General features: G+C 46.6%; 21 protein-coding genes. 16 read left to right on the top strand and 5 right to left on the bottom strand.

The annotated features are described in order from the left end of the window. Positions 1-46: 46 nt before the first annotated feature. The 13 genes from ABIE50_RS03490 (at position 47) to ABIE50_RS03430 (ending at position 13,617) form a co-directional block, all read left to right on the top strand. Positions 47-757: a Crp/Fnr family transcriptional regulator gene (locus ABIE50_RS03490; protein WP_142684479.1), complete on the top strand. Its 711-nt coding sequence runs from the start codon at positions 47-49 to the stop codon at positions 755-757. Positions 758-856: 99 nt separating this feature from the next. After that, positions 857-3,292 (top strand): heavy metal translocating P-type ATPase, encoded by a 2,436-nt coding sequence (locus ABIE50_RS03485; protein ID WP_209855819.1) that lies wholly within the window; start codon positions 857-859, stop codon positions 3,290-3,292. Between the two features lie 192 nt (positions 3,293-3,484). After that, the gene (locus ABIE50_RS03480; protein ID WP_209855822.1) at positions 3,485-3,775 is read left to right on the top strand and encodes a cupin domain-containing protein; all 291 of its coding nucleotides are present in this window, start codon (positions 3,485-3,487) and stop codon (positions 3,773-3,775) included. Positions 3,776-3,781: 6 nt separating this feature from the next. Beyond that, a complete protein-coding gene (gene ccoS / locus ABIE50_RS03475) occupies positions 3,782-3,940 on the top strand; it encodes a cbb3-type cytochrome oxidase assembly protein CcoS (protein WP_209855831.1) in 159 nt (52 codons plus the stop codon). Positions 3,941-3,970: 30 nt separating this feature from the next. Then, positions 3,971-6,115 (top strand): cytochrome-c oxidase, cbb3-type subunit I, encoded by a 2,145-nt coding sequence (ccoN, locus tag ABIE50_RS03470; RefSeq protein ID WP_209855834.1) that lies wholly within the window; start codon positions 3,971-3,973, stop codon positions 6,113-6,115. An 11-nt stretch (positions 6,116-6,126) separates the two neighbouring features. Continuing rightward, positions 6,127-6,306 carry a CcoQ/FixQ family Cbb3-type cytochrome c oxidase assembly chaperone gene (locus ABIE50_RS03465; protein ID WP_209855837.1) on the top strand — a complete coding sequence of 60 codons (180 nt, stop codon included), beginning with the start codon at positions 6,127-6,129 and terminating at the stop codon, positions 6,304-6,306. A 10-nt stretch (positions 6,307-6,316) separates the two neighbouring features. Further along, on the top strand, positions 6,317-7,384 hold the full coding sequence (locus tag ABIE50_RS03460) for a cbb3-type cytochrome c oxidase N-terminal domain-containing protein (protein WP_209855840.1): 1,068 nt from the start codon (positions 6,317-6,319) through the stop codon (positions 7,382-7,384). Then, entirely contained in the window at positions 7,335-8,780 is a 1,446-nt protein-coding gene (gene ccoG, locus ABIE50_RS03455) for a cytochrome c oxidase accessory protein CcoG (protein ID WP_354027859.1), read from the top strand. Before ABIE50_RS03460 ends, ccoG begins: the two co-directional genes overlap by 50 nt. A 40-nt stretch (positions 8,781-8,820) precedes the next feature. Continuing rightward, positions 8,821-9,258: a FixH family protein gene (locus tag ABIE50_RS03450; RefSeq protein ID WP_209855843.1), complete on the top strand. Its 438-nt coding sequence runs from the start codon at positions 8,821-8,823 to the stop codon at positions 9,256-9,258. A gap of 42 nt (positions 9,259-9,300) precedes the next feature. Beyond that, positions 9,301-10,032 (top strand): sulfite exporter TauE/SafE family protein, encoded by a 732-nt coding sequence (locus tag ABIE50_RS03445; protein WP_209855846.1) that lies wholly within the window; start codon positions 9,301-9,303, stop codon positions 10,030-10,032. After that, positions 10,016-11,374, top strand: coding sequence for an oxygen-independent coproporphyrinogen III oxidase (gene hemN, locus ABIE50_RS03440; protein WP_209855849.1), 1,359 nt, complete (start codon positions 10,016-10,018; stop codon positions 11,372-11,374). Before ABIE50_RS03445 ends, hemN begins: the two co-directional genes overlap by 17 nt. Before the next feature lie 563 nt (positions 11,375-11,937). Further along, the gene (locus tag ABIE50_RS03435) at positions 11,938-12,885 is read left to right on the top strand and encodes a UDP-3-O-(3-hydroxymyristoyl)glucosamine N-acyltransferase (RefSeq protein WP_209855852.1); all 948 of its coding nucleotides are present in this window, start codon (positions 11,938-11,940) and stop codon (positions 12,883-12,885) included. A 60-nt stretch (positions 12,886-12,945) separates the two neighbouring features. Beyond that, positions 12,946-13,617 (top strand): hypothetical protein, encoded by a 672-nt coding sequence (locus tag ABIE50_RS03430; protein ID WP_209855856.1) that lies wholly within the window; start codon positions 12,946-12,948, stop codon positions 13,615-13,617. Positions 13,618-13,788: 171 nt separating this feature from the next. On the opposite strand, the gene ABIE50_RS03425 is transcribed toward ABIE50_RS03430, so the two are convergent. The 3 genes from ABIE50_RS03425 to pheS form a co-directional block, all read right to left on the bottom strand. Next, positions 13,789-14,784: an NAD-dependent epimerase/dehydratase family protein gene (locus tag ABIE50_RS03425; protein ID WP_209855860.1), complete on the bottom strand. Its 996-nt coding sequence runs from the start codon at positions 14,782-14,784 to the stop codon at positions 13,789-13,791. Positions 14,785-14,834: 50 nt separating this feature from the next. Further along, positions 14,835-15,686, bottom strand: coding sequence for a 3-hydroxyacyl-CoA dehydrogenase NAD-binding domain-containing protein (locus ABIE50_RS03420; RefSeq protein ID WP_354027858.1), 852 nt, complete (start codon positions 15,684-15,686; stop codon positions 14,835-14,837). 90 nt (positions 15,687-15,776) lie between these two features. Beyond that, positions 15,777-16,805: a phenylalanine--tRNA ligase subunit alpha gene (gene pheS / locus ABIE50_RS03415; RefSeq protein WP_209855863.1), complete on the bottom strand. Its 1,029-nt coding sequence runs from the start codon at positions 16,803-16,805 to the stop codon at positions 15,777-15,779. Positions 16,806-16,907: 102 nt separating this feature from the next. Here pheS and ABIE50_RS03410 point away from each other — a divergent pair, with 102 nt between their 5' ends. Further along, positions 16,908-17,744 (top strand): sensor histidine kinase, encoded by an 837-nt coding sequence (locus ABIE50_RS03410; protein ID WP_209855866.1) that lies wholly within the window; start codon positions 16,908-16,910, stop codon positions 17,742-17,744. Here ABIE50_RS03410 and ABIE50_RS03405 read toward each other — a convergent pair. Continuing rightward, positions 17,741-18,427 (bottom strand): response regulator transcription factor, encoded by a 687-nt coding sequence (locus tag ABIE50_RS03405; RefSeq protein WP_209855868.1) that lies wholly within the window; start codon positions 18,425-18,427, stop codon positions 17,741-17,743. The genes ABIE50_RS03410 and ABIE50_RS03405 overlap by 4 nt on opposite strands. A gap of 17 nt (positions 18,428-18,444) precedes the next feature. After that, on the bottom strand, positions 18,445-19,884 hold the full coding sequence (locus ABIE50_RS03400) for a sensor histidine kinase (protein WP_209855871.1): 1,440 nt from the start codon (positions 19,882-19,884) through the stop codon (positions 18,445-18,447). 194 nt (positions 19,885-20,078) lie between these two features. Here ABIE50_RS03400 and ABIE50_RS03395 point away from each other — a divergent pair, with 194 nt between their 5' ends. Further along, the gene (locus ABIE50_RS03395; protein WP_209855874.1) at positions 20,079-20,861 is read left to right on the top strand and encodes a GLPGLI family protein; all 783 of its coding nucleotides are present in this window, start codon (positions 20,079-20,081) and stop codon (positions 20,859-20,861) included. 42 nt (positions 20,862-20,903) lie between these two features. Next, positions 20,904-23,768 carry an outer membrane beta-barrel protein gene (locus ABIE50_RS03390; protein WP_209855877.1) on the top strand — a complete coding sequence of 955 codons (2,865 nt, stop codon included), beginning with the start codon at positions 20,904-20,906 and terminating at the stop codon, positions 23,766-23,768. Positions 23,769-23,821: the final 53 nt, after the last annotated feature.

Raw genomic sequence — 23,821 nt, 5'->3', positions numbered from 1 at the left:
TTGCTTTGGTTAAGGAGCCGTAATTTAGTACTTTTGCAAATTGATTATGGCTACACCGTTCCACAATCCTTCATGTCATCATTGCAAGGATCGTTTCTCGTCAATATTCTGCAAGGCGGAACAATGCAATCTCGATCAGATTGCGGATGCCAAAGTATGCTCTGTATACAGGAAAGGCCAGGTGATTTTCCACGAAGGCGCCTATCCTTTTGGCGTATACTGCGTAAACGATGGCAAAATAAAACTGTCGCACAGCGGAGATGACGGCCGGGAACAGATTATACGCCTGGTCAAAGCCGGGGATATCATGGGTTACAAAGCCCTGCTGAGTAATGAGAGATATACGGCTACGGCTACTGCACTGGAAGACTCTTCCATCTGTTTTATACCTAAAGATCTGTTTCTCAATATTCTGCAAAAAGACGCATCCCTTTCTTTTGAAATGATGCGCATTTTATCAAGCGAGCTGCGCAAAGCTGAACTGAAAATCACCCACCTTGCGCAAAAACCGGTAAGAGAGCGCCTTGCCGAAACACTGCTCTTTATAAAGGAAACTTACGGGCTTGAAGAAGACGGCCATACCCTCAGCGTCCGCCTCTCCCGTGAAGAGATCGCCAACCTGGTAGGCACCGCCACAGAATCCGCTATCCGTCTGCTTTCTGAATTCAAAAAAGACGGCATGATAGAGCTGGAAGGTAAAAAGATCCGCCTACTGGATATGGACGAGATCATCAGAACTGCCAATCTTCAGGATTAACACCGCGTTCCTGACAAATATCATATTCCCCCTTGACGCATATCATTGCCGCTCTCTGCAGCTACCGGTACTTTTGTAACAGTTCAAAAGACCATCCTCATGCCCGCTTGTTCCGCCAATACCCATACCACCTGCTATCACTGCGGGGAAAACTGTACTGATAACGATATTAGTTTACAGGATAAGGTATTCTGTTGTACAGGATGTAAAACAGTATATGAAATACTGCACCAGCACAATCTTTGCGAATATTATGACCTTAATTCCAAACCAGGTATCAGCCGGCGGGTAGCGGTACGAAGCGACAGGTTTGCCTTCCTTGATGATGAGAAAATTGCACAACAACTCCATCTTTTCAAAGATGATACCCAAACACATGTTTCCTTTTATATACCACAGATCCACTGCAGCTCCTGTTTATGGCTGCTGGAAAACCTGCATCGTTTAGAGGAGGGAATACAGCGGGTAACTGTTAATTTCAATAAGAAAGAAGTGCTGGTCATTTATAACCACACTCTTACTTCTTTAAGAAAGATAGCCGAAATTTTAACGGCTATCGGGTATGAGCCTTATATCAGCCTGCAGGACCTGCAACACAAAAAACCTGCTGCTAACCGGCAGCTGGTGTACCAGTTGGGCGTTGCAGGATTTTGCTTTGGCAATATCATGTTGCTGAGCTTCCCCGACTATTTTGCCGGCGCGGGTGGCCTTGATGCTACATTTAACCAGCTGTTCCGGTATATGAACCTGGTATTGGCATTGCCTGTACTGCTGTATAGCGCACAGGCATTTTATAAGTCGGCCTGGAGCGGCTTAAAGCATGGCTTCCTCAATATCGACGTACCTATTGTACTCGCTATCTTCGTCACTTTTGTGCGTAGCCTCTCGGAAGTAATCAATGGCCAGCCGGGATACTTTGATTCTATGACGGGTATTGTTTTTTTTATGCTTACAGGAAGAGTGTTACAGGATAAAACCTATCGCGGGCTTTCATTTGACCGTGACTACACCGCCTATTTCCCTATAGCCGTTAGCGTTATAAAAGAAGAAAAGGAAATAGCTGTAGCGCTGCCGGAACTCAGATCCGGCGATACCATTCGCATCCATAACAACGAGCTGGTGCCTGCGGATGGCATTATTGTAAGAGGCAAAGCGCTGATAGATTACAGCTTTGTTACAGGGGAGAGCGCTCCTGTAAGCAAGGCTATCGGGGAAATTATTTATGCCGGTGGCAGGCAACTGGATGGTAACCTGGAAATACTGGTCATAAAGGAGGTGGCACAAAGTTACCTGACCAGTTTATGGAACCGCGATGAGCTAAAAAACAGGGAAGAGAAACAGATATCGTTTGTACATCTGCTGAGCCGCTATTTTACCTGGATAGTACTATTGATTGCCGCACTCACTGCCTGCTACTGGTGGTTGTATGAGCCCGGCCGTATATGGCCTGCAGTAACAGCTATTCTCATCATTGCCTGCCCCTGTGCATTGCTCCTGGCCTCATCCTTTACCAACGGGCATATCCTGCGGATCCTGAGCCGGCATAAGCTTTACCTGCGCAATGCCCAGGCCATTGAAAACATGGCTGCCGTTACTCATATTGTATTCGATAAAACAGGTACTCTCACCGGCAAAACAGGTAGTTCAGTTATCTATTACGGCAACCCGCTTACCCCTGCGCAGGAAGTAAGAATAGCCACGCTGGCAGCGCAATCCACACATCCCTTAAGCAAGGCAATAGTTCAGTATTGCGGTGATCCGTTACCACAACAAACAAACGATTTCCGGTTGTTCCCCGGCAAAGGCGTATGCGGCTGGGTGGAAGGACACTTTATCCGGCTGGGCAATGCGGATTTCACCGGCGCCCACCGTAAAAATGAACAAACGGGAAGTGTAGTCTATGTATCTGTCAACGAAAAGCTTTACGGTTTATTTACGATCCGCAACAGCTACCGCAGCGGCTTGCGGCCGCTGATACAGCAGCTGCAAACCAGGTATACGCTGACTGTACTTTCCGGCGACAACAACCATACTATCAGGCAGTTGCAGCAGCTGATGGGCAATGACGCCACGCTCATGTTTGAACAACAACCAGCCGATAAACTCGCTTATATCATCTCCCTGCAAAAAAAAGGAGAAAAGGTAATGATGATCGGCGATGGATTAAATGATGCCGGTGCACTGAAACAAAGCGATATCGGTATTTCATTAACAGAAGACAGCAACAATTTTACACCGGCAAGCGACGGTATATTACATGCACAGCAATTACCGCTGCTGCTGTCTTTTATCCGTTTATGCCAAGCAAACAAACGGATTATCCTGGTCAGTTTTGCATTGTCGCTGCTATATAATATTACCGGTTTATACTTTGCTGTGCAGGGGATCTTATCGCCGCTGGTAGCTGCCATACTGATGCCTGCCAGTTCTGTAAGCATTATCCTGATCACTTTTGCATGCAGCGAATGGCAGGGTAAAATACTTTACAGTAAAGCGTTAGTACAATTGAATGATAAAAGTCATATTCCTGGTTGAGTAAAATCATTGTGGTAACGGTAAGCCCCTTTTACCTTTGCTATTATACGATACATAGTAGAATCTAAGCAACACCTCAAATAAGCCCGTGCGAAATGGGCGTGTAAACAGCCGCTGAAAAGGCTGTTTACACGCAACGGGTGAGGCATGCCGCAAAAAGAAGCATGGTAATTACATCACAACACAACAGCCATGAAAGGAATGAACGTAATGCAGGTAGCGGGAAATGAAAAAGTGAAGAGCTGTGCTATACTGAAAACAAAACGCTTTGACGCCACACTGCTCATTATGCAGCAGGGGCACCAGATTCCGCCGCATACATCGGCTGCTCATGCTATGATACTTATACTGGAAGGAAGGATAGCGTTTATGCTCAATGAAGAAGTGACTATCCTCGGATCCGGTGATGTTTTCTCCTTTGGCGCCAACGAAATACATGCTCTGCAGGCACTGGAAACAGCACGATTTATCCTCATTAAATAAATAGCCATGAGCGTTATCATCATTTTACTGGGTGTTAGTTTACTTGTAGCAATGGGCTTCCTTGGCGCCTTTATCTGGTCGGTAAAAAATGGTCAGTTCGAAGATGATTTCTCACCGGCGCGCCGCATTCTTTTTGACAATAAGACAGATAACGTGAACGAATAAACGCATTTATCAACACCTTCAAATACCGCTATGTCACTCGAAAAATTTTATTACGACAACCGCACGGTGAAATGGTTTGCCTATGCCTGTATGTTCTGGGGGCTGATAGGCATGCTGGCCGGGTTGTGGGCAGCGCTGGAACTGGTACTTCCAGGTCTTAACATGGGGTTTGCACCCGTCACGTTCGGCAGGCTGAGGCCCGTACATACCAACGCCGTCATTTTTGCATTTGTGGGCAATGGTATTTTCATGGGCGTATATTATTCGTTGCAACGGCTTTGTAAAGCGCGTATGTTCAGCGATCTTCTGAGTAAGATCCATTTTTGGGGGTGGCAGGCCATCATTGCAGGAGGCGCCCTTACGCTATTCCTGGGTTATACCACCGGCAAGGAATATGCAGAACTGGAGTGGCCTTTCGATATTGCCATTACACTTATATGGCTGGTGTTCGGCGCCAATATGCTGGGCACTATCCTTCGCAGGCGCGAATCACACTTGTACGTAGCTATATGGTTTTACATTGGCACATGGGTAGCCATTGCTATGCTGCATATTATTAACTCCTTTGAATTCCCTTTATCCCTGTTCAAAAGCTACAGCTGGTATGCGGGCGTACAGGATGCGCTGGTACAGTGGTGGTACGGACATAATGCAGTGGCATTTTTTCTCACCACCCCTTACCTGGGACTGATGTACTACTTTGTGCCAAAGGCGGCCAACAGGCCTGTGTATTCCTATCGCTGGTCTATCATCCATTTCTGGTCGCTGATCTTTATCTATATCTGGGCCGGCCCGCATCACCTGCTGTACACCGCTTTGCCTGAATGGGCGCAATCATTGGGAACTGCTTTTAGTATTATGCTTATTGCACCTTCCTGGGGAGGTATGCTCAACGGCCTGCTCACCCTGCGCGGCGCATGGGACCGTGTGCGGGAAGATGCCATCCTGAAATTTTTTGTTGTGGCACTTACCTGCTATGGTATGGCCACTTTTGAAGGACCGATGCTGTCACTGAAAAACGTGAATGCCATCAGTCACTATACCGACTGGACTATTGCGCATGTTCACGTAGGCGCACTCGGCTGGAATGGCTTTCTTACTTTTGGTATCCTTTACTGGATGATCCCCCGCATTTTCGGCACCCGGCTTTATTCCCGCAAATGGGCCAATACCCATTTCTGGATTGGCACACTGGGCATCATCTTTTATGTAATTCCTCTTTACTGGGCAGCCTTTACACAGAGTATGATGTGGAAACAGTTTACGGAAGAAGGGCAACTGAAATACCAGTTCCTGGAAACAGTAACCACCATAGTGCCTATGTATGCACTGCGCGCACTGGGAGGCATATTATACATCAGCGGCCTGGTACTTATGGTGGTAAACCTCTCCAAAACGATCCGGAAAGGTGCATTTATTGCCAACGAAGCAGCAGAAGCTCCGGCATTACCTAAAGAAATTGTTACGCATGGTAAAACGCACTGGCACAACTGGATAGAGCGCCGGCCCATACAATTGGTGGTATTCAGTTTGGTAGTGGTAGCTATTGGCGGACTACTGGAAATGATGCCAACCTTTCTTATCCGCAGTAACATCCCAACCATCAGCAGCGTAAAACCTTATACGCCACTGGAACTACATGGCCGGGATATTTACCTCCGGGAGGGCTGTTATACCTGTCACTCACAGATGATCCGTCCTTTCCGTGATGAAGTAGCCCGTTATGGCGAATACTCCAAGGCCGGCGAGTTTATATACGACCATCCCTTCCAATGGGGTTCCAAGCGTACCGGCCCGGACCTGGCGCGGATTGGCGGCAAATATCCTGACTCCTGGCACTTCAACCATATGCTCGACCCCACTTCTATGTCGCCAGGCTCTATTATGCCTGCTTATCCGTGGTTGTTTGAACAAAGGGTAGATAAAAGCAAAACGCCTGCTATGATCAACGTGATGCGGAAACTGGGCGTTCCCTATGCCAGCGGTTATGAACAACAGGCCAATGCCGATCTTGAAAAACAGGCACAAGAAATTACAGCATCCCTGCAAAAGGATAAAGTGCCGATCAAAGCCGATCGTGAAATTATCGCGCTAATCGCCTACCTGCAAAGGATGGGAAAAGATATTAAATCAGCTGCTCAACCTTCACCGGTAGCGGATAAAACCGAGTTTTAAAATACAATACCATGAAGTTCATTAACTACCTGGAATCTATATCCGGCATCAGTGTTTACCCGATGGCATCGTTGCTGTTATTTACTGCCTTTTTTCTAGCCGCTTCATTTTGGGCTTTCAAAGCCGATAAAAAAATGGTGGATCATATCAGCCGTATTCCATTAGAAAATGACGATGCAAATCCCCAATAAAAGAAACATCATGAATAAGCAGTTTATACAGCTATTGACCGGCAGTTTATTATGCGGTATCCCCGCCTTCGCAGATAGCGGAACCCAGGGGGCTTCCGGGCTACCCGATCCGGTAGCCCTTGTATTACTGGCTGTAGCCGGAGGATTATTACTGGCCATTGGCATCCTTGCCAACGCGGTACTGGGCGCTATGGATATTTTCCGGGAGAAGATGAAAAAAGATGCCGGCAAGATGCTGGTAACCGGGGGTATTGTTGTGCTGACGCTCATCGGGAACAGCGCCTTCGCACAGGAGGCCTCCTACGCCAGCAACCCGGAGGTTACCAGGCTGCCGCAAACATCTTTCTACCTGCTGGTATCCGTTATTATACTGGAGCTGTCTGTGATCATCAGCCTTTTATTCCTGCTACGTTACCTGGTGGGCATCAAAAGAAAACCCAAACCGGCAAAAAAAACCGCTCCGGGTAAACCACGGGTGTCGTGGCTGGAAAAGATCAATAAAACCAAAACGGTGGACGCCGCGGCAGAAGCAGAAGAAGACATGGGGCACAACTTCGACGGCATCCACGAGCTTAATAACCCCACGCCTCCCTGGTGGAAATGGGGATTTATATTCACCGTTTGTTTTGGTGTGGTATACTTCTGGCGTACGGAAATTTCCCACTCAGCGCCCAGCCAGCTGGAAGAACTGGCCGCAGCAGAAAAGATGGCTGCCATTGCCAAACAGGAATACCTGAAGAAAGCCGCCAATAACATCGATGAAAACAATGTAACCATGCTTACCGACCCAGCCGATATAGCTGCAGGTCAGAAGATATTCATCTCCAACTGTGCACCTTGTCATGGCCCCCAGGGACAAGGAGTGGTGGGGCCCAATCTTACAGACGATTACTGGCTGCATGGTGGTAAGCTCAATGAAGTATTTAAAACAATCAAGTACGGTGTGGCCGACAAAGGAATGAAATCCTGGCAGGAGGATTTTTCACCTAAGCAACTGGCGCAGGTAGCCTGCTACATCAAAACTTTATATGGCACCAACCCTCCGAATGCCAAAGAACCGCAGGGACAAAAAGAATAAAGCATCGGTTATGACCAACAGCACATTCAGAGATACAATAGCTACCGTTGACAGGCAGGGCAAACGCAGCTGGATATACGCAAAGCAGCCTAAAGGCCGCTGGTATAATATCCGTAGCCTGGTTAGCCTCCTGTATTTTAGTGTTTTCTTCAGCCTGCCGTTTATTTCCATAAATGGCAGGCCTTTGTTTATGCTGAATGTGGTGGAAGGGAAGTTCATCCTTTTTGGTGCTATTTTCTGGCCTCAGGATTTTTTCATTTTCGGATTGGCAATGCTGGCCTTCATTCTGTTTATAGTAGTGTTTACAATGGCATTCGGAAGGCTTTTCTGCGGATGGATGTGCCCACAAACCATTTTTATGGAAATGTTGTTCCGCCGGCTGGAATACTGGATAGAAGGGGACGCCGCTGCGCAGAAAATGTTACGGCTATCACCATGGAACACTAACAAGATTATCCGGAAAACAGGGAAACACATTGCTTTTTATGCCCTGTCTTTCCTTATTGCCAACATATTCCTCGCTTATATCATCGGAGCCGGAGCATTGGAAAAAATTATCAACGAGCCATTGTCATTGCATGCAGGAGGTTTTATTGCCATCATGGTGTTTTCCGGGGTATTCTATGGCGTATTTGCCTTTATGCGGGAGCAGATCTGTACGATTGTATGCCCTTACGGCCGCTTACAGGGCGTGTTGCTGGACAGGAACTCTATCCTTGTGGCATATGATTACGTGAGAGGAGAGCCAAGGGGAAAATTCCGCAAAAATGAGTCCCGGGCACATGGCGATTGTATCGACTGCATGCAGTGCGTGAAGGTATGCCCTACGGGGATAGATATACGGAACGGCACCCAGCTGGAATGTGTGAATTGCACTGCCTGTATTGATGCATGCGATTTCATGATGGAACAAACCGGCCGGCCGAAAGGACTGATCCGGTATGCTTCTGAAAACGGCATTGCCAGCAAACAAAAGCTACGTTTCACACCCCGTCTTAAAGTATACTCCGCTGTGCTGGCAATTTTGCTCACCGCTATCAGTTTTATGCTGGGAAGCCGGAAACCGGTAAGCGGCACTATTATGCGCACTGCGGGTATGCTGTACCAGGAAAGGGGGGCGGATAGCTTATCGAACCTGTACCGTATAAAGCTCGTGAATAAAACAGGCAGGGATATCCCTGTGGAGCTGAAGCTGGAAGATGAGAGCGGGGTAGTTTCCATGATCGGTAATGCAGTGATCCATGTAAAGGCAGAAGGACAGGGAGAAGGCACCTTCTTTATCGTGTTACCAAAAGTATCCGTGCATCAACGTAAATCTGCTTTGTACGTCGGTCTTTATGAAAAAGAAGAAAGGATCAGCCGCATACGCACCACGTTTTTAGGACCGGTGCAATAAACAGGGTAGGGCATTTATATCATCTTAAAAAAATATTACCATGAATTGGGGACATAAGATCATCATAGTATTCGCAGTATTTGCCGCCGGTATTTTAGCCCTCGTCACCAAAAGCATGCGTACCAGGATTGACATGGTAACACCAGACTACTACAGCGAAGAACTGAAATACCAACAGGTAATTGATGGAAAAGAAAACGCGGGCAGGCTGTCGGCCCCTGTAAATATATCGCAGGAAGATACCGGGGTACGGATCTCTTTTCCGCCTGAGCTGCGTAACCGGTCCATCACCGGCAAACTCATTTTTTACCGGCCTTCTGATTCCGGTAAAGACATATTGCTTCCTCTTCAACCTGATCTGCAGGGGCAACAGTTTATTGATAGGGGATTGTTTATCCGCGGACCGTATAAAGTGAAAGTGGCATGGACCATAAACAATTTGCCTTACTACCAGGAACAATTGATAAATATTAATTGAGCCGAGTTAGTTATTTAAAAAATTACAAAAGATATACACATTATGATCGCCTCTTTCATACTGGGTTTTATGGGCAGCTTTCACTGTATAGGCATGTGCGGCCCCATTGCGTTAACGCTGCCTGTACAGCATCTTACGGGCGCCAGGAAGCTGGCGGGCATTGGGTTATACAATGCGGGCCGTATCAGCGCCTATTCTGTTCTTGGACTGTTCTTTGGCTGGTTGGGCAGGCAGTTATACCTGGGTGGGTTGCAACAGTGGTTATCGATCATTACCGGTAGTTTACTCCTGTTGCTGGTGATATTGAAAAGTGCGGGCGTAAGATTAACAAAAGGCAGGCATCTCCCCGGAGTTTTTACTTCAAAAATAAAATCCCTTTTGGGAAGCCTGTTACGGGAGCAGCGTTTCAGCACTTTGTATGCCATTGGCTTCCTGAACGGGCTTCTGCCTTGTGGCCTGGTATACCTGGGCATTACCGGCGCCATTGCCTCCGGCGACGTGCTGAAAGGAATGCTGTTCATGGCAGCCTTTGGCGCCGGTACCTTACCCGCAATGGCCGGTGTTACTTACTTCAGTTGCCTGGTTAGCTTACCGGTACGCAACCGGATACGCCGCATGATGCCGGTAGCAGTCAGTATCATGGGTGTGTTGCTGATCCTCCGTGGCCTGAACCTGGGCATTCCCTACATCAGCCCAGTGCTCACATCCGGTACTGAACATGTAGTTGAAAATTGTTGTCATAAACCATCCAATCAACATGAGCCTCATCAGTAAATATAATGTGGCCGCTCCGCGGTACACCAGTTATCCTACTGTTCCGTACTGGGACGAGCATACCTTTCATCCTGAAAAATGGGAAACGTTACTGCAGCGTTCCTTCCGGGAGTCGAACGGTAAAGACGGGATCAGTTTATACATTCACCTGCCTTTTTGTGAAAGCATGTGTACTTACTGTGGTTGCAATAAGCATATTACCGTTAATCATGGGGTAGAGGTGCCATACATTGAAACATTGCTGAAGGAGTGGCAGCTGTACATTGATACTTTCGGCGGGCGCCCGCATATCCGGGAAATACATCTTGGCGGAGGTACTCCCACCTTTTTCAGTGCAGCAAATTTAGCCATGTTGCTGAACGGGATTTATAAAACAGCAGAACTGCTGCCCGATGCCAGCCTGAGCTTTGAAGGGCATCCGGGCAATACCACGCCGGAGCATCTTCAGCAATTGTACAACCAGGGCTTCAGGAGAATCAGTTTAGGCATACAGGATTTTGATATGCGGGTACAGGAAATCATTAACCGTTTGCAACCATTCGGGATGGTGGCTTCCGTAGTAGAGAACGCCAGGAAGATCGGCTTTACCTCTGTTAATTTTGACCTTATTTACGGGCTGCCGTTACAAACACTGAAGAGTATGCAGGACACTATTGATAAGGTTGTCCGGTTGCGCCCCGACAGGATCTCTTTTTACAGTTACGCACATGTTCCCTGGATAAAAGGGACCGGTCAGCGACGCTATACTGAAGCGGATCTTCCTAAAGATGAAGAAAAAAGACAGCTGTATGAGCTGGGTAAATTACTGTTCGACGGGAATGGTTATACAGAGATTGGTATGGATCATTTTGCACTGCCCGGAGAGGCATTGCATAGTGCTTTCCTTCAAGGCAGGTTGCACCGTAATTTCATGGGATACACCGCATCCCATACATCACTGCTGGTTGGTTTGGGAGCATCTTCTATTGGCGACAGCTGGTATGCCTACGCTCAAAATGAGAAGAAGGTAGATAAGTACCAGGAGCTGGTGAACAAAGGCAGGTTTCCCGTTGTGCGGGGCCATATCCTGAATGAAGAAGACAGATTGCTGCGTAAGCATATTCATGAGCTGATGTGCAGGTTTGAAACTACCTGGAACAAGGCAGATGCACAGTGTGATGCGGTAACTGAAGGGCTGCAGCGATTACAGGAGCTGGAGAAGGATGGCCTGGTACAGGTGCTGCCTCAGAAGGTGTTGGTAATGCCTGGTGGAAGGCCGTTTATCCGTAACATTTGTATGGCCTTTGATGCAAGACTGTGGCGACAAGTACCACATTCACAATTATTTAGCACGGCTATATAAAGCCTTTCGCTTTTGTCTTATCCGGGATTATGATGATTACTTTTTAATTGAGCAGATAAATGAAAAACAGATAAAAACTCAAATCATCATAATCATCATAATCCCGGATAAGACAATTCCCTGCTTTTGGGGTAGAAAAACCCAAAATTTGAAAAAAAGAGGGCGTCAACCGGTTTATGCTTTTACCGGGAAAAGGGTATAAAAAAGAGGATCAGAGAAGTGTGAATTTTAGTAAGATGAAAATGTAATCTGCTGTAATGCTTTATTCATGCGGGTTTCAGAGGCAATAAAAAAAGTCTGACCGTTGGAACAATCAGACTTTCTTGTTATGTGAATGGGTTAGTAAGTACAGGGAAACAAAATTCCCTACACAATATTAAAAAGAATTTCATCACAAAAGAAAAAATTTACAAAAAATTTTATTCACACTACTAAAATAATTGTGGATAACAGTAGATTGAAACTTTCCAATCCCGGTTATCATGCCTTCATAATTTGATTGTTGCAATTGCCGATTTACTACCTTTGTTGCTTCTTAAACATCATTCAATAATTCAGAGTATATGAAGTTCGAAGCACCTGTTGCAGTAACGGAGATAGCAGCATATATAGGCGCAGAGCTGGTTGGCAACAGCCAACTGATGGCCACAGGCATCAATGAAATACATAAGGTTACACCGGGGGATATTTCGTTTGTTGACTTTGAGAAATACTATAACGCCAGTCTGCAATCGGCAGCAACCATCATTATCATTAACAAAAAAGTGCCTTGTCCCGAAGGCAAGGCAATCCTGGTACTGGACGACCCGTTCAGTGCATATGTAAAACTGGTTAAAAGATTCAGGCCATTCGAGGCGGCAACCAAAGCCATCAGCGACAGCGCCGTGATAGGAGAGGGCACTATTATTCAGCCCAACGTATTCATTGGCAACCATGTGCGCATCGGCCGGAACTGCCTCATTCATCCCAACGTTACCATTTACGACCACTGTGAAATTGGCGACAACGTAATTATTCATGCAGGTACTGTGCTTGGTGCAGACGCTTTTTACTTTAAGAAAAGAGCTGAGCGGGAAGTGATGTACGATAAACTGGAGAGCTGCGGAAGAGTGATCATTGAAAGCGATGTGGAACTGGGCGCCGGTTGTACTATCGACAAAGGCGTAAGTGGTGATACCATCATTGGCCGGGGTACTAAGCTGGATAACATGATCCATGTAGGTCATGGTACCGTGATAGGCAGGAACTGCCTTATTGCCGCACAGGTAGGTGTGGCCGGCAAAGCTAAAATCGAAGACAATGTGATCCTCTGGGGCCAGGTAGGAGTAAATAAAGATCTTACTATCGGTAAAGGCGCCGTTGTACTTGCACAAAGTGGCGTACCCTCATCCCTGGAAGGAGGTAAAGTATATTTCGGTACCCCCGCAGAAGATGCCAGGGTAAAAAAGAAAGAACTCGCCTGGGTAAAACGTATCCCTGAGATGTGGGCAAAACTGAAAGAATCCAGATAATCATTAACGCCGGGAGCACTAACAAGCACCCGGCGTTTTAATAGTCAAACCACCCGTTTCATGAAATATCTCTCTATTGCTTTAATCCCCCTGCTGTTCTGGAGCTGTACCACCACCAAGCCCACCATTGCCAAATCATCCTTATACACCAGCGACCAGGAGTGGCCAGTGAAGGTGAAAGACGGCTGGCTTACCGCTAAAACCATTTCTTTTGGCCTTTATTCCACTACTTCCCGTAAAAATGGGGTAGCGGAAGCAACCTTCATCAAAGACCCTAAAAACGCCTTTAATTTTTATCTGAACGGTAATGAGGAGCACCTGTTGATACAAACTATGAACACTACCGCCATTGTGTTCTCGAACCGTGATTTACCTGCCTATTTAAGCGGGTTACCGGCCGGTACAGAGCTTCGCTACGCACTGATCAATGGTACCAGGAATGAGCCTTTAAAACGCTGGGAAATGATTGTTAAGAGCCCTCATTACCTGGAGTTGAATGAAAACAAACCGGCAGGTGTGCTGAGATCTACGGATACAGATATACGTATTACTGCCAATAACCGGTATGGCAAGGTAAATTCTTATGAAAATGTGTGCTATGAATTTCAGTACCGCGGGCAACCCGTGGCTGCAGTGATCCCCGGTGAAAAACCCAGGGTATGGATGGGTAAAGAGGTACCTCCTGAAATAGCCAAAACATTAGCCGCCGCAATAGCTGCTTTCCTGTTTTGAGTAACACGCGGATTTTGTCCTGGAACACTGATTTTGATGATTTTGATGATATCTTTTTAAGCGGTTAAAAATTAAGGGAGACAGAAGCAAGTTATTTGCTTTTGTCTCCCTTAAATATTTCAAAAATATCAGCGAAATCATCAAAATCAGTGTTCCAGGACAAAATCCGCTTTAATCCTGAGAAGAGGCCACGCCCCGTTCGCGAAGATAAGCAGCCGAAATATTACGGATGGTTTCCTCCAGTGGGCGGAACTGAAATCCCGGTAAGGCGGCTAAGATCTTTTTGTTTTCATAGTACACCTTAAGCTGTGCTGTATGGGCAGTTTCCCTGGTAATCAGTGGTTGCTTGCCGGTAAAGAGCCCTTTCACCTTTTCAAGCCGCCATACTACTTCTGCCATCCATGGCTTTGCAGCAATATGGGGCGGCTTTTTACCAAGCGCCCGTGCCATCGTGGTAAATAATTGCAGGTAGCTCCAGTTGTCGGCCGACAAGATGAACCGTTGCTCACTAATATTGCTGTCCATCAACCGGATCATGGCAGTTACCACGTCTTCTACATCTACAAAACCGTTTACACCCTGTGTATAATAAGGGAATTCCTTCCAGGCGTTTTTGAGCAGGGAGCCGGAACCATCGTCCCAGAATCCGGCGCCCAGGATAATGGAAGGATTTACTACCACAGCTTCAAGCCCTTCTGCAATACCTCTCCATACTTCCATTTCTCCCTGGAACTTACTGATGCTGTAGCGGGAATTGTTTTTACTGTCTTCCCACTCGCATTCCTCATTTACAGCAGCCCCGGGCTTTGCCCTCCCAATAGCCGCTACAGAGCTTACATACAACAACTTTTTAACCCCTGCATCCAATGCCATGTTCACTACATTGGCGGTGCCTTCAACGTTAATTTTCAGGAGCCGGTCTTTATCTGCAGCCTGAAAAGAAACTACGGCAGCACAGTGATATACCTGTGTTACACCCTGCATGGCATCTTCCAGGGCGCACACATCCAGGATATCACCCGGCACCCATTCTATTTTATCTGAAATATCCTGCAACCGGGGAGAAGGTTGTTTGCGGTACAATGCTCTCACAGGTTTCCCTGCAGCAACCAATGCCCTTATTAAATGACTACCCAAAAAACCTGTACCGCCGGTTACTAAAATCATGAAGACTAAAATTCTTTTTCTAAAGAAGGTTCAAAAATAACTAAAACCTGTTATTGTTCGTACCTGTAAAAACCCAATCCTGTTTTACGTCCCAGCTTTCCTTCCTTCACCCTTTGTTCTTGCAGTGCATTTGGTTTAAACCGGGGCGCCTGCTCAAAGGCATCGTACAGCGACTGTGTTACTGCCAGGTTGATATCGTTACCTATAAGGTCCATTAATGCAAACGGGCCCATTTTAAACCCGGCAGCTTCCAGCAGCTGGTCAATAGTGCTGAAGTCGGCCAAACCTTGTTCCGCGATATGCATGGCTTCCAGGTAATAATGCCTGGCCACCCTGTTCACAATGAAGCCGGGGGAATCTTTCACCCTTACCGGTACTTTCCCCATTTTCTGCGCCAGCTCATAAATGGCTTCGGCCACTTCCGGGGCTGTTTCTTTTCCGCTTACTACTTCTACCAGTTTCATCAGGTGTGCGGGATTAAAGAAGTGCATTCCTACCACCCTCGACGGGCGAACACTAACAGCGGAAGCAATTTCAGAAACAGACAGGGAAGATGTGTTGGAGGCAAAAATAGTTTCGGCGGAATTGATAGCTGTCAGCTGGTTGAAGAGTGCGGTTTTGGCGGTTATCCTTTCTACAATAGCCTCTATGATCACATCGGCTACGCATTCGTTGATATTACTGGTAAAACGAAGCCGCTGCAGCACGCCGGCTTTATCTGCAGGGGTCAGTTTACCTTTTTCTACGGCTGCTGTCAGGCTCTTCTCAATCTGTGCACCGGCCTTGTCGAGACCATCCTGCCGTATATCAAACAACAAAGTAGTAAATCCGCTATAGGCTGCTATCTGTGCTATCCCGGCACCCATAGTGCCAGCGCCGCATACGGCAATAGTTTGAATCACTTTTTGAGGTTTTTCATCCGGATTTCACATAAATGCAGCGGAGAAATTCCGCTGCATTTATGTGAAATCCAAATAGCCTGGTAATAATATTTATACTGCCCCTTCAAACTGCTCCAGGAAACGGGTGTCATTCTCAGAAAACAGGCGCAGGTCTTTGATCTGGTATTTCAGCATGGTGATCCTTTCTATCCCCATCCCGAAAGCAAAGCCGGAATATTTTTCAGGATCTATCCCACAGTTGGCCAGTACCTTTGGATGTACCATTCCGCAACCGAGGATTTCCACCCAGCCGGTTTGTTTACATACGTTACAACCGGTACCACCGCAGATAAAGCATACAATATCCATTTCTGCGCTTGGCTCCGTGAATGGGAAATAAGAAGGGCGGAAACGGATACCGGTGTTTTCGCCAAACATTTCCTGAACAAAGTGATACAGTGTTTGTTTGAGATCTGCAAAAGAAACATTCTCGTCTATATACAATCCCTCTACCTGGTGGAAGAAGCAGTGCGCGCGGGCGGAGATGGTTTCGTTACGATATACCCTTCCCGGGCTGATAATGCGGATAGGCAATTTGCCCTCTTCCATTACCCTTACCTGGGCGGAAGAAGTTTGGGTACGCAGCAGCCAGTCGGGATTCTTACTGATAAAGAACGTATCCTGCATATCACGGGCCGGATGGTTTTCCGGCAGGTTCAACGCAGAGAAGTTGTGCCAATCGTCCTCAATTTCCGGGCCCTCGGCAATGGTAAAGCCCAGCCGCTCAAAAATGCGGATGATCTTATTCCTTACCAGGCTGATAGGATGCCTGGTGCCCAGGCGGTGAGGAGCTGCCGGCAAAGTATAATCTATATCGCCGGCATCGGCGCCATCAGCTTCTTTCAGGTCACTGAACTGCTCATAGCGGGCCTCTGCGAGTTGCTTAAATTCGTTTAATATCTGGCCAAACTCTTTCTTACGGTCGTTTGGTACCTGTTTCATCTCCCCGAAAAGAGCTTTCACAATACCTTTTGTACCCAGGAATTTTATGCGGTACTGTTCCAGATCCGCTGCGCCGGCAGGCATAAAAGCCGCTATTTCTTCTTTGTAGGCTGCTATTTGCTGTACTAACTGTTCCATAAACAACAAAGATAAGCGTTTAGGCGTAAACTGGCGAGGTTTCCCCCCTGCTCCTTTTTTGCCGGAAATGACGTATATTTTCGTGAGCAAATCAAGAGGGTTATGCCTGTCACTATAAACACTGTTATGCTGTTACTGGCTGCAGCCGGCATTATCATTCTTTTTCTCCTCTCCCTCCATTACCGTTCCCGTTACCTTCTTCTCAAAGGCAGTAGCGAAGCTTTGATCCGGAACAACCACCAACAGGAAGAAGCAACCCATCTTTTAAGCCAGCAGCTGACAGAGCTTAAGCTCGTAAATCTGAAGTCGCAGGTAAACCCTCATTTCCAGTTCAATTGCCTCAACGGTATCTATACCACGCTAATGATGGGAGAAACCGCTCTGGCACAGGAATATATTGCCCGGTTTGCCGGCTTGCTGAGAAAAGTATTAATGTTGGCAGATAAGAATTTTATCCCGTTACAGGAAGAAACGGACATGCTGGAACTTTACCTGAAACTGGAACAATTACGCACCAATAACGGGTTTGAGTATACGCTCTTTATCGATCCCAGGATCGCTGCAACGCAGCTGTATGTACCCTGTATGCTGGTACAGCCATTCGTGGAAAATGCCATCTGGCATGGGCTGATGCATAAGGATAAAAACCGGCACTTACAGGTTCAGTGGATACAGCTGGCGCCTAACGTATATACCTGCGAAATAACAGACAACGGCATAGGAAGAGTGCAGGCCCTGCAATATCATCATGACGGGTTGAAAAGCGGCAACCATCACTCCAGGGGCATGGAAATATGCATGGAAAGGGCCACCCTTTACCGCGACATGTACCATAAACAATTCAATATTGAAATCTCCGATCTGCCTGGCGCAGGAAATACCGTGGAAGGCACCCGGGTATGCATCACCTTCGAATCCGACCCGGCAATGAACCATTAAAAGATCAGCTTATATCCCACCCCCCGGATATTTACGATCTGAACACGGGAGTCATCTTTCAGGTACCGGCGAAGCTTAGTAATAAATACGTCCATACTGCGGGCATTAAAAAAGTTATCATCTCCCCAAAGATCCAGTAACACAGCTTTACGCTCCATCACTTCATTCTTGTTGTCGTATAAACGGCGTAAAATAGCAGCTTCGCGGTGCGACAGGAATTCAATGGAATTATTCCTGGCAAGGGTTTGCTTGGTATAGTTAAAGATGTACTGGCCAATGGTCACTGCGCCTTCTTCCATCTGGCGGGCGCCGGGATTGTCGCCAAAGCGTTTCAGCAGTGCTGTAATACGCACTATCAGCTCATCCATACTGAAGGGCTTTTTCAGGTAATCGTTTCCGCCCAGTTCAAACCCTTTCACCACATCGGCCGTTTGCGACTTGGCAGTCAGGAAAATAATGGGGGTGAATTTATCCTGCTTACGGATCTCCGCGGTCACAGAAAAGCCATCCATATTAGGCATCATGATGTCCAACACCACCACATCAGGGCGTTCCTGCTGATATATACGCAGTCCTTCTTTACCATCGGCTGCATACAACATTTCGAACCCCCTCATTTCAAGGCTGTCTTTCACGATTTGTCCGAGCTGTACCTCATCTTCTATCAATAATACTTTGGGCATAAATCTCTTTTATATGGTTAAGCAGAAGGGATGATAATCGTAAATTCACTGCCTTTATCAGGCTCACTTTGCACATGGATGGAGCCGCTATGCATAGCCACTATTTTCTGCACATAACTTAATCCCAGGCCAAACCCCTTTACATTATGCAGGTTACCGGTGGGCACTCTGAAGAATTTATCAAAAATATTACTCTGGTATACCTTAGGAATACCAATACCATTGTCCTTCACCCTGATCTTTAAGATACCATTTTCCAGGCTGGTTTGCAGGTATAATTGTACATTTTCCCCTGAATATTTAATGGCATTATCCACCAGGTTGTTGACAGCATTGGCTAAATGGGTTTTATCCACGTACACCATTTTACCTGCCAGGTTATTATCATATCGGACCTGGAGCTGTTTTCCGGCTTTCAGCTGGTGATTGGAAAGTATGTTGTCAATTACTTCATTCAGGTCTGTTTCTTCGCGGAACAGTTCTATATCTTCTTTCTCTTCGGCAGCAATATGCAATACTTTCTCCACGAGGTCGGACAAGCGCTGCAGCTCATTCTTTGAGATGTCGAGATAGGTTTGTGTTTTACGCTGATCGTTCAGGGCATTGAAATTCTGTAATGCCTCCACCGCTGCAGATACCGTGGCAATAGGCGTTTTCAGCTCATGCGTCATATTGTTGATGAAATCATTCTTTACTTCCGACAGCTTTTTCTGTTTCAGAATGGTTCTGAGCATGTATATAAAACTGAGGGTAGTAAGTACCAGCAATACCAGTGAGCTGAGCAGGGTCCAGATCATCTTCTGTAAAATAAACTGCAGGGGAGAATCGAAGCTGGCCTGTACAAACAGGTTACTGGCAGGATTAAAAGGGATCTTGGCTGTTTGCCTGGGCTCTCTGCGCCGGATACTGTCCCTGAATGTTTCTCTTTCAAAGCCGCTATAGTTCAGGTGGAAGGTATCCAGTTCATAAGGCGTGGCAATTTGCCGGTTGGCCAGCTCCACTTTGAATACAGAGTCCAGTTTTTTAAGATTGGTACTATCGTTATGTAAGTTGCTGGTAATGAGGAATTCAGAGATCTGCCTGGCCAGTGTATCCACATATACCGTGCTGGGTGAGTCGCCCGGGGTAGCTTCTGTAGGAGGAGGGCCGGGGTAACGGTCGAAGCGCTGGCTTTTGAAATGACGGCCCCTGGGCATCCCGATTTCTTCCAGCTGGTTGGCCAGTCCGCGCATAGGCAGCTTCAGTGAGTCTTTATCCTTTCCAAAATAGCGGATATAGCGGCGTACATCAGAAAACTGTTTATTGAATACTGCCATCCGGAGCGATTCATTGATCTCTTTATTAAACTGCTCTTCCCTTAATTTGTAAGAATTATACAGCCAGTATCCCTGGAACAGAAATATGCCCAGTATACAGACAGACATGAGGATGAGAATATTTCTGATTCTTTGTCGCATGAAAGATTTTAAGATCCTTACAAAACTATCCATTCCGCAGGGAAAACAAGACAATCCCTTAACAGTAATTAACAGTAAATAAGGAATATTAACGCTTACAGACAGCCCTTAACAGTAAATAACAGTAAATAAAGGTTTTTAACCGAAAAAATGAAAACGAAGGTCCACTTTTGTGCTAATAAAATCAATCAGGTATGCATCGAACTATCCGTTTATTCATTGCAGCAGCTACGCTGCTGGCTGCCACCACCCCGGTATTTGCTCAACAATCAGGTATTATAGAATATGAAGTAACTGCTAAAACAGACCCGGAACGGATGCGCGGTTTCCAGCGGGGCGGTGATGATGCACCCGAAATCCCGGATGTTATCACCTTTAAGCAGGTATTTACCTTTAATAACAACATCGGCAAGCTCACCACGGAACGACCGGAAGGCGGCGGGTTCGGCGGCAGAAGACAACGCCCCGAAGGAGATACCTCGGCCCGGCGCGGACCACGGCCAGGAGGCATGGGAATGGGACGCGGCGGAGGCTTCAACGCACAGTATGTAGATCTCGCCAATAAAAAGTATGAGCAGGTGTTCAGCACCTTCGGCGATGATAAGAAAACTTATTACACGGAAGAAGACTATATCTTTACCGCTAATAACAAATCGTCTGACAAAACCAAAAAGATAGCCGGGTATACCTGCAAAAAGGCCACCATACAGCTGAAAGACGATACCTACACCGTTTGGTATACCACCGAACTGCCGTTCAGTTTCTCCCCGGTGAACGGATTATTACCCGACAGTAACGCCGTAGTGCTTTCTGCCGAAGGCAGCAGACGCGCTTTCACCGCTAAAAGCGTTAGCCTGAAAGCTATAACAGATACGGATCTTGCCTTACCTGCCGGTGCAGAAAAAGTAAGCCAGGAACAAATGAGGGAAATCAGGAAACAGGAAATGGAGAAATTACGTAAGCGGCAACAACAATAAATAAATTTCATCCTAACTTTCCCCTTCCTGTTAATTTCTATTATGAAGATACTTATACAACTCTTGATGGTACTGGGTTTGGGCATTATACATGTGCAGGCCCAGGCCCAACAAGGAAAGATTAAAGGCCAACTGACTGACTCAACCTCCAGGGACCCCATGCCCGCTGCCACGGTAGTGCTGCTGAATGCAAAGGATTCCAGCGTTGCCACTACCACCATGACAGACAATAAAGGCAACTTTGAACTGGCCAATGTAGCGGACGGCGCATACCGGCTGTATGTAAGTTTCCTGGGCTATAAACCCATCAACAGATCATTACAGATCAACCAGGATCATAAGGAATTATCCCTCGGCAACATCCCGATGGTGCTCAAAGGAGTAAACCTCAATGCCGTGGAGATACTGGATGAAAAGCCCCCCATTGTAGTAAAAAAAGATACCCTTGAATTTAATGCCGATGCTTTTAAAACCCGTGAAAACGCAGTAGTGGAAGACCTTTTGAAGAAACTTCCCGGTGTTACGGTAGATAAGGACGGCGCTATTACCGCCCAGGGAGAAACTGTTACCCGGGTATTGGTAGATGGCAAACCCTTTTTTGGCAACGATCCCAAACTGGCTACCAAAAATCTTCCTGCAAATATTATTGACAAAGTACAGCTGATAGACCGCAAATCAGACCAGGCACAGTTTACGCAGATCGACGACGGACAAACAGAAAAAACGATCAACATCACTATTAAAAAAGATAAGAAGAAAGGGCTGTTTGGCCGCGCCACTGCCGGCTATGGTACAGACGATCGCTATGGCGTGTCCCTCAGTTTAAACCGCTTCCGGGAAAACCAGCAAATGTCGTTGCTTGGCGGAGGTAATAATGTTAACAATATGGGCTATACCCAACAGGATGCCATGAGCTTCAGCTCTGCCGGCGGCGGAAGAGGCGGAGGACGTGGCGGGGGCGGACGCGGTATGCAAATGGCCCTTGGCGGAGGCAACAACAGCGGTATCACCCGTAACTGGAACACCGGTCTCAATTTCAACCAGGACTTCAGCAAAAACCTGATCGTCAATGGCAGCTACTTCTTCAATGATACCAAAAACAACATAGAACAAAAAACAGCGAAGCAAACATTCAGTACCGATAAACAAGGTAACGCCACTACCAACTACGATAACACCAATTCCACTTCACAAACAGACAACAGCAACAACCGCTTTTCTGCCAGGGTGGAATATACAATCGACTCCCTTCATTCATTGATATTTTCCCCGACATATTCCCTTACAAACGGCAACAGCTACAGCGTTACAGATAACCTGTCGTTGAATACCAATAAGGATACACTGAACAGGGGACTTACCTATAACGATGGTCAGGGCCATAATGAAAACTATGGCGGCTCCCTGTTGTTCCGCAAACGGTTCAGAAAACCAGGCCGCACACTCAGCGTTAATTTCAATTACAACAACAGTGATAACGACCAGGAGAATTATGTAAAGTCCAGCATTAACTACGTTTCTGTTGATAGCCTCGTTAACTTTAATCAGCGTAACCAGATAAACACCAACAGCCGTAACGAAGGTGTGAACCTTACTTATACAGAACCGCTGGGCAGGGATCGTTTCCTGGAAGCCAATTATGGCATCACCAAATACAACAGCAACAGCACTAAATACACCTACGATTACGATGATGGGAAAGGAGAGTATAATATCATGAACGACTCGCTGAGTAATGCTTTTACCAACAGCACATTGAACCAGCAGGCCGGCTTTGCCATACGTACCAATAAACTGAAGTACGATTACTCCATCGGGTTGAATGTATTGTTCAATAACCTGGACAACAACACCCATTCCTTCCTCACGGGGAAAGACAGTTTGATCACACAACACACGGTTAACTTCTCTCCGCAGGCATCTTTCAATTACACATTTTCAAAGAACAAACGGTTACGGGTAAACTATAACGGAAGCACCCAGCAACCCTCTGTACAGCAACTGGCGCCGGTTCCCGACAACAGTAACCCGCTGTATATTCAATTAGGTAATCCCGACCTGAAACCGTCGTTCAACAACAACCTGAGCGTTAATTACAACTCGTTTAACAATATCACTTTCAGGGGACTGTTTGCCCGCTTAAACGGTGGGTACACAGTAAATAAAATTATCAATGCCACCACACTGGATCCTGAAACCGGTAAACAAACCGTAAAGCCGGTAAATGTGAACGGCAATTTCAATGTATCTGGTATGGTGCATAACTCCATCCCTTTGTCTAAAACACCAGGACAAAACCTGAACACCGGAACTTCTGTGGGTTACAGTAAAGATGTGATTGTAAGCAATGGCAGAAACAGCAGCACCAATACATTTCAGCTGTCGCAATCGGCCAACGTGAGCTATATGTACAAAGAGCTTTTTGATATTTCACTGGGTGGCAGCATCAACTACAACGCCACCAATTATTCACAGGCAAGCGCCGGTGCAAGCGATACCCGTTATCTGGATTATAACATCAATACAGACTTCAACATTAATCTGCCACTGGGTTTCATGATAGGCAGCGATATCACCTGTACCATGAACCGGGGCAGGCAGGCAGGGTATAACCTTTCCTCCACCATGTGGAACGCCAACATTTCAAAGTATGTATTTCCTAAAAAGCAGGGGATGATCAAGGTGCAGGGATTTGATCTGCTGAGACAATATATCAGTGTATCCCGCACCGTAGCAGACAACTACATCCAGGATGTTCAGAGCAATGTGTTGCAGCAATACTTCATGGTAAGCTTCACCTATTTCCTGAACAAGTTTGGTGGCAATACAGGCAGGGGCGAAAGAGGCAACCGCATGGGATTCCCACCGGGAGGCGGTCGTGGAGGAATGAGACCAAGAGGATTCTAGTTAATCATTCATAATAAAAAGGGGTTATTAATCATCACAGATTAATAACCCCT

Source organism: Chitinophaga sp. OAE865 (assembly GCF_040546735.1).
Classification (GTDB): domain Bacteria; phylum Bacteroidota; class Bacteroidia; order Chitinophagales; family Chitinophagaceae; genus Chitinophaga; species Chitinophaga polysaccharea_A.
The sequence above is the reverse complement of the archived record's forward strand: the minus strand, read 5'-3'. Positions and strand labels throughout refer to the sequence as shown.

Bases quoted from the DNA above. Each gene is read 5' to 3' on its own strand.
- ABIE50_RS03490 (WP_142684479.1), top strand. From the start codon at position 47: ATGGCTACACCGTTCCACAATCCTTCATGTCATCATTGCAAGGATCGT.
- ABIE50_RS03485 (WP_209855819.1), top strand. From the start codon at position 857: ATGCCCGCTTGTTCCGCCAATACCCATACCACCTGCTATCACTGCGGG.
- ABIE50_RS03480 (WP_209855822.1), top strand. From the start codon at position 3,485: ATGAAAGGAATGAACGTAATGCAGGTAGCGGGAAATGAAAAAGTGAAG.
- ccoS (WP_209855831.1), top strand. From the start codon at position 3,782: ATGAGCGTTATCATCATTTTACTGGGTGTTAGTTTACTTGTAGCAATG.
- ccoN (WP_209855834.1), top strand. From the start codon at position 3,971: ATGTCACTCGAAAAATTTTATTACGACAACCGCACGGTGAAATGGTTT.
- ABIE50_RS03465 (WP_209855837.1), top strand. From the start codon at position 6,127: ATGAAGTTCATTAACTACCTGGAATCTATATCCGGCATCAGTGTTTAC.
- ABIE50_RS03460 (WP_209855840.1), top strand. From the start codon at position 6,317: ATGAATAAGCAGTTTATACAGCTATTGACCGGCAGTTTATTATGCGGT.
- ccoG (WP_354027859.1), top strand. From the start codon at position 7,335: ATGGCACCAACCCTCCGAATGCCAAAGAACCGCAGGGACAAAAAGAAT.
- ABIE50_RS03450 (WP_209855843.1), top strand. From the start codon at position 8,821: ATGAATTGGGGACATAAGATCATCATAGTATTCGCAGTATTTGCCGCC.
- ABIE50_RS03445 (WP_209855846.1), top strand. From the start codon at position 9,301: ATGATCGCCTCTTTCATACTGGGTTTTATGGGCAGCTTTCACTGTATA.
- hemN (WP_209855849.1), top strand. From the start codon at position 10,016: ATGAGCCTCATCAGTAAATATAATGTGGCCGCTCCGCGGTACACCAGT.
- ABIE50_RS03435 (WP_209855852.1), top strand. From the start codon at position 11,938: ATGAAGTTCGAAGCACCTGTTGCAGTAACGGAGATAGCAGCATATATA.
- ABIE50_RS03430 (WP_209855856.1), top strand. From the start codon at position 12,946: ATGAAATATCTCTCTATTGCTTTAATCCCCCTGCTGTTCTGGAGCTGT.
- ABIE50_RS03425 (WP_209855860.1), bottom strand. From the start codon at position 14,784: ATGATTTTAGTAACCGGCGGTACAGGTTTTTTGGGTAGTCATTTAATA.
- pheS (WP_209855863.1), bottom strand. From the start codon at position 16,805: ATGGAACAGTTAGTACAGCAAATAGCAGCCTACAAAGAAGAAATAGCG.
- ABIE50_RS03410 (WP_209855866.1), top strand. From the start codon at position 16,908: ATGCCTGTCACTATAAACACTGTTATGCTGTTACTGGCTGCAGCCGGC.
- ABIE50_RS03405 (WP_209855868.1), bottom strand. From the start codon at position 18,427: ATGCCCAAAGTATTATTGATAGAAGATGAGGTACAGCTCGGACAAATC.
- ABIE50_RS03400 (WP_209855871.1), bottom strand. From the start codon at position 19,884: ATGCGACAAAGAATCAGAAATATTCTCATCCTCATGTCTGTCTGTATA.
- ABIE50_RS03395 (WP_209855874.1), top strand. From the start codon at position 20,079: ATGCATCGAACTATCCGTTTATTCATTGCAGCAGCTACGCTGCTGGCT.
- ABIE50_RS03390 (WP_209855877.1), top strand. From the start codon at position 20,904: ATGAAGATACTTATACAACTCTTGATGGTACTGGGTTTGGGCATTATA.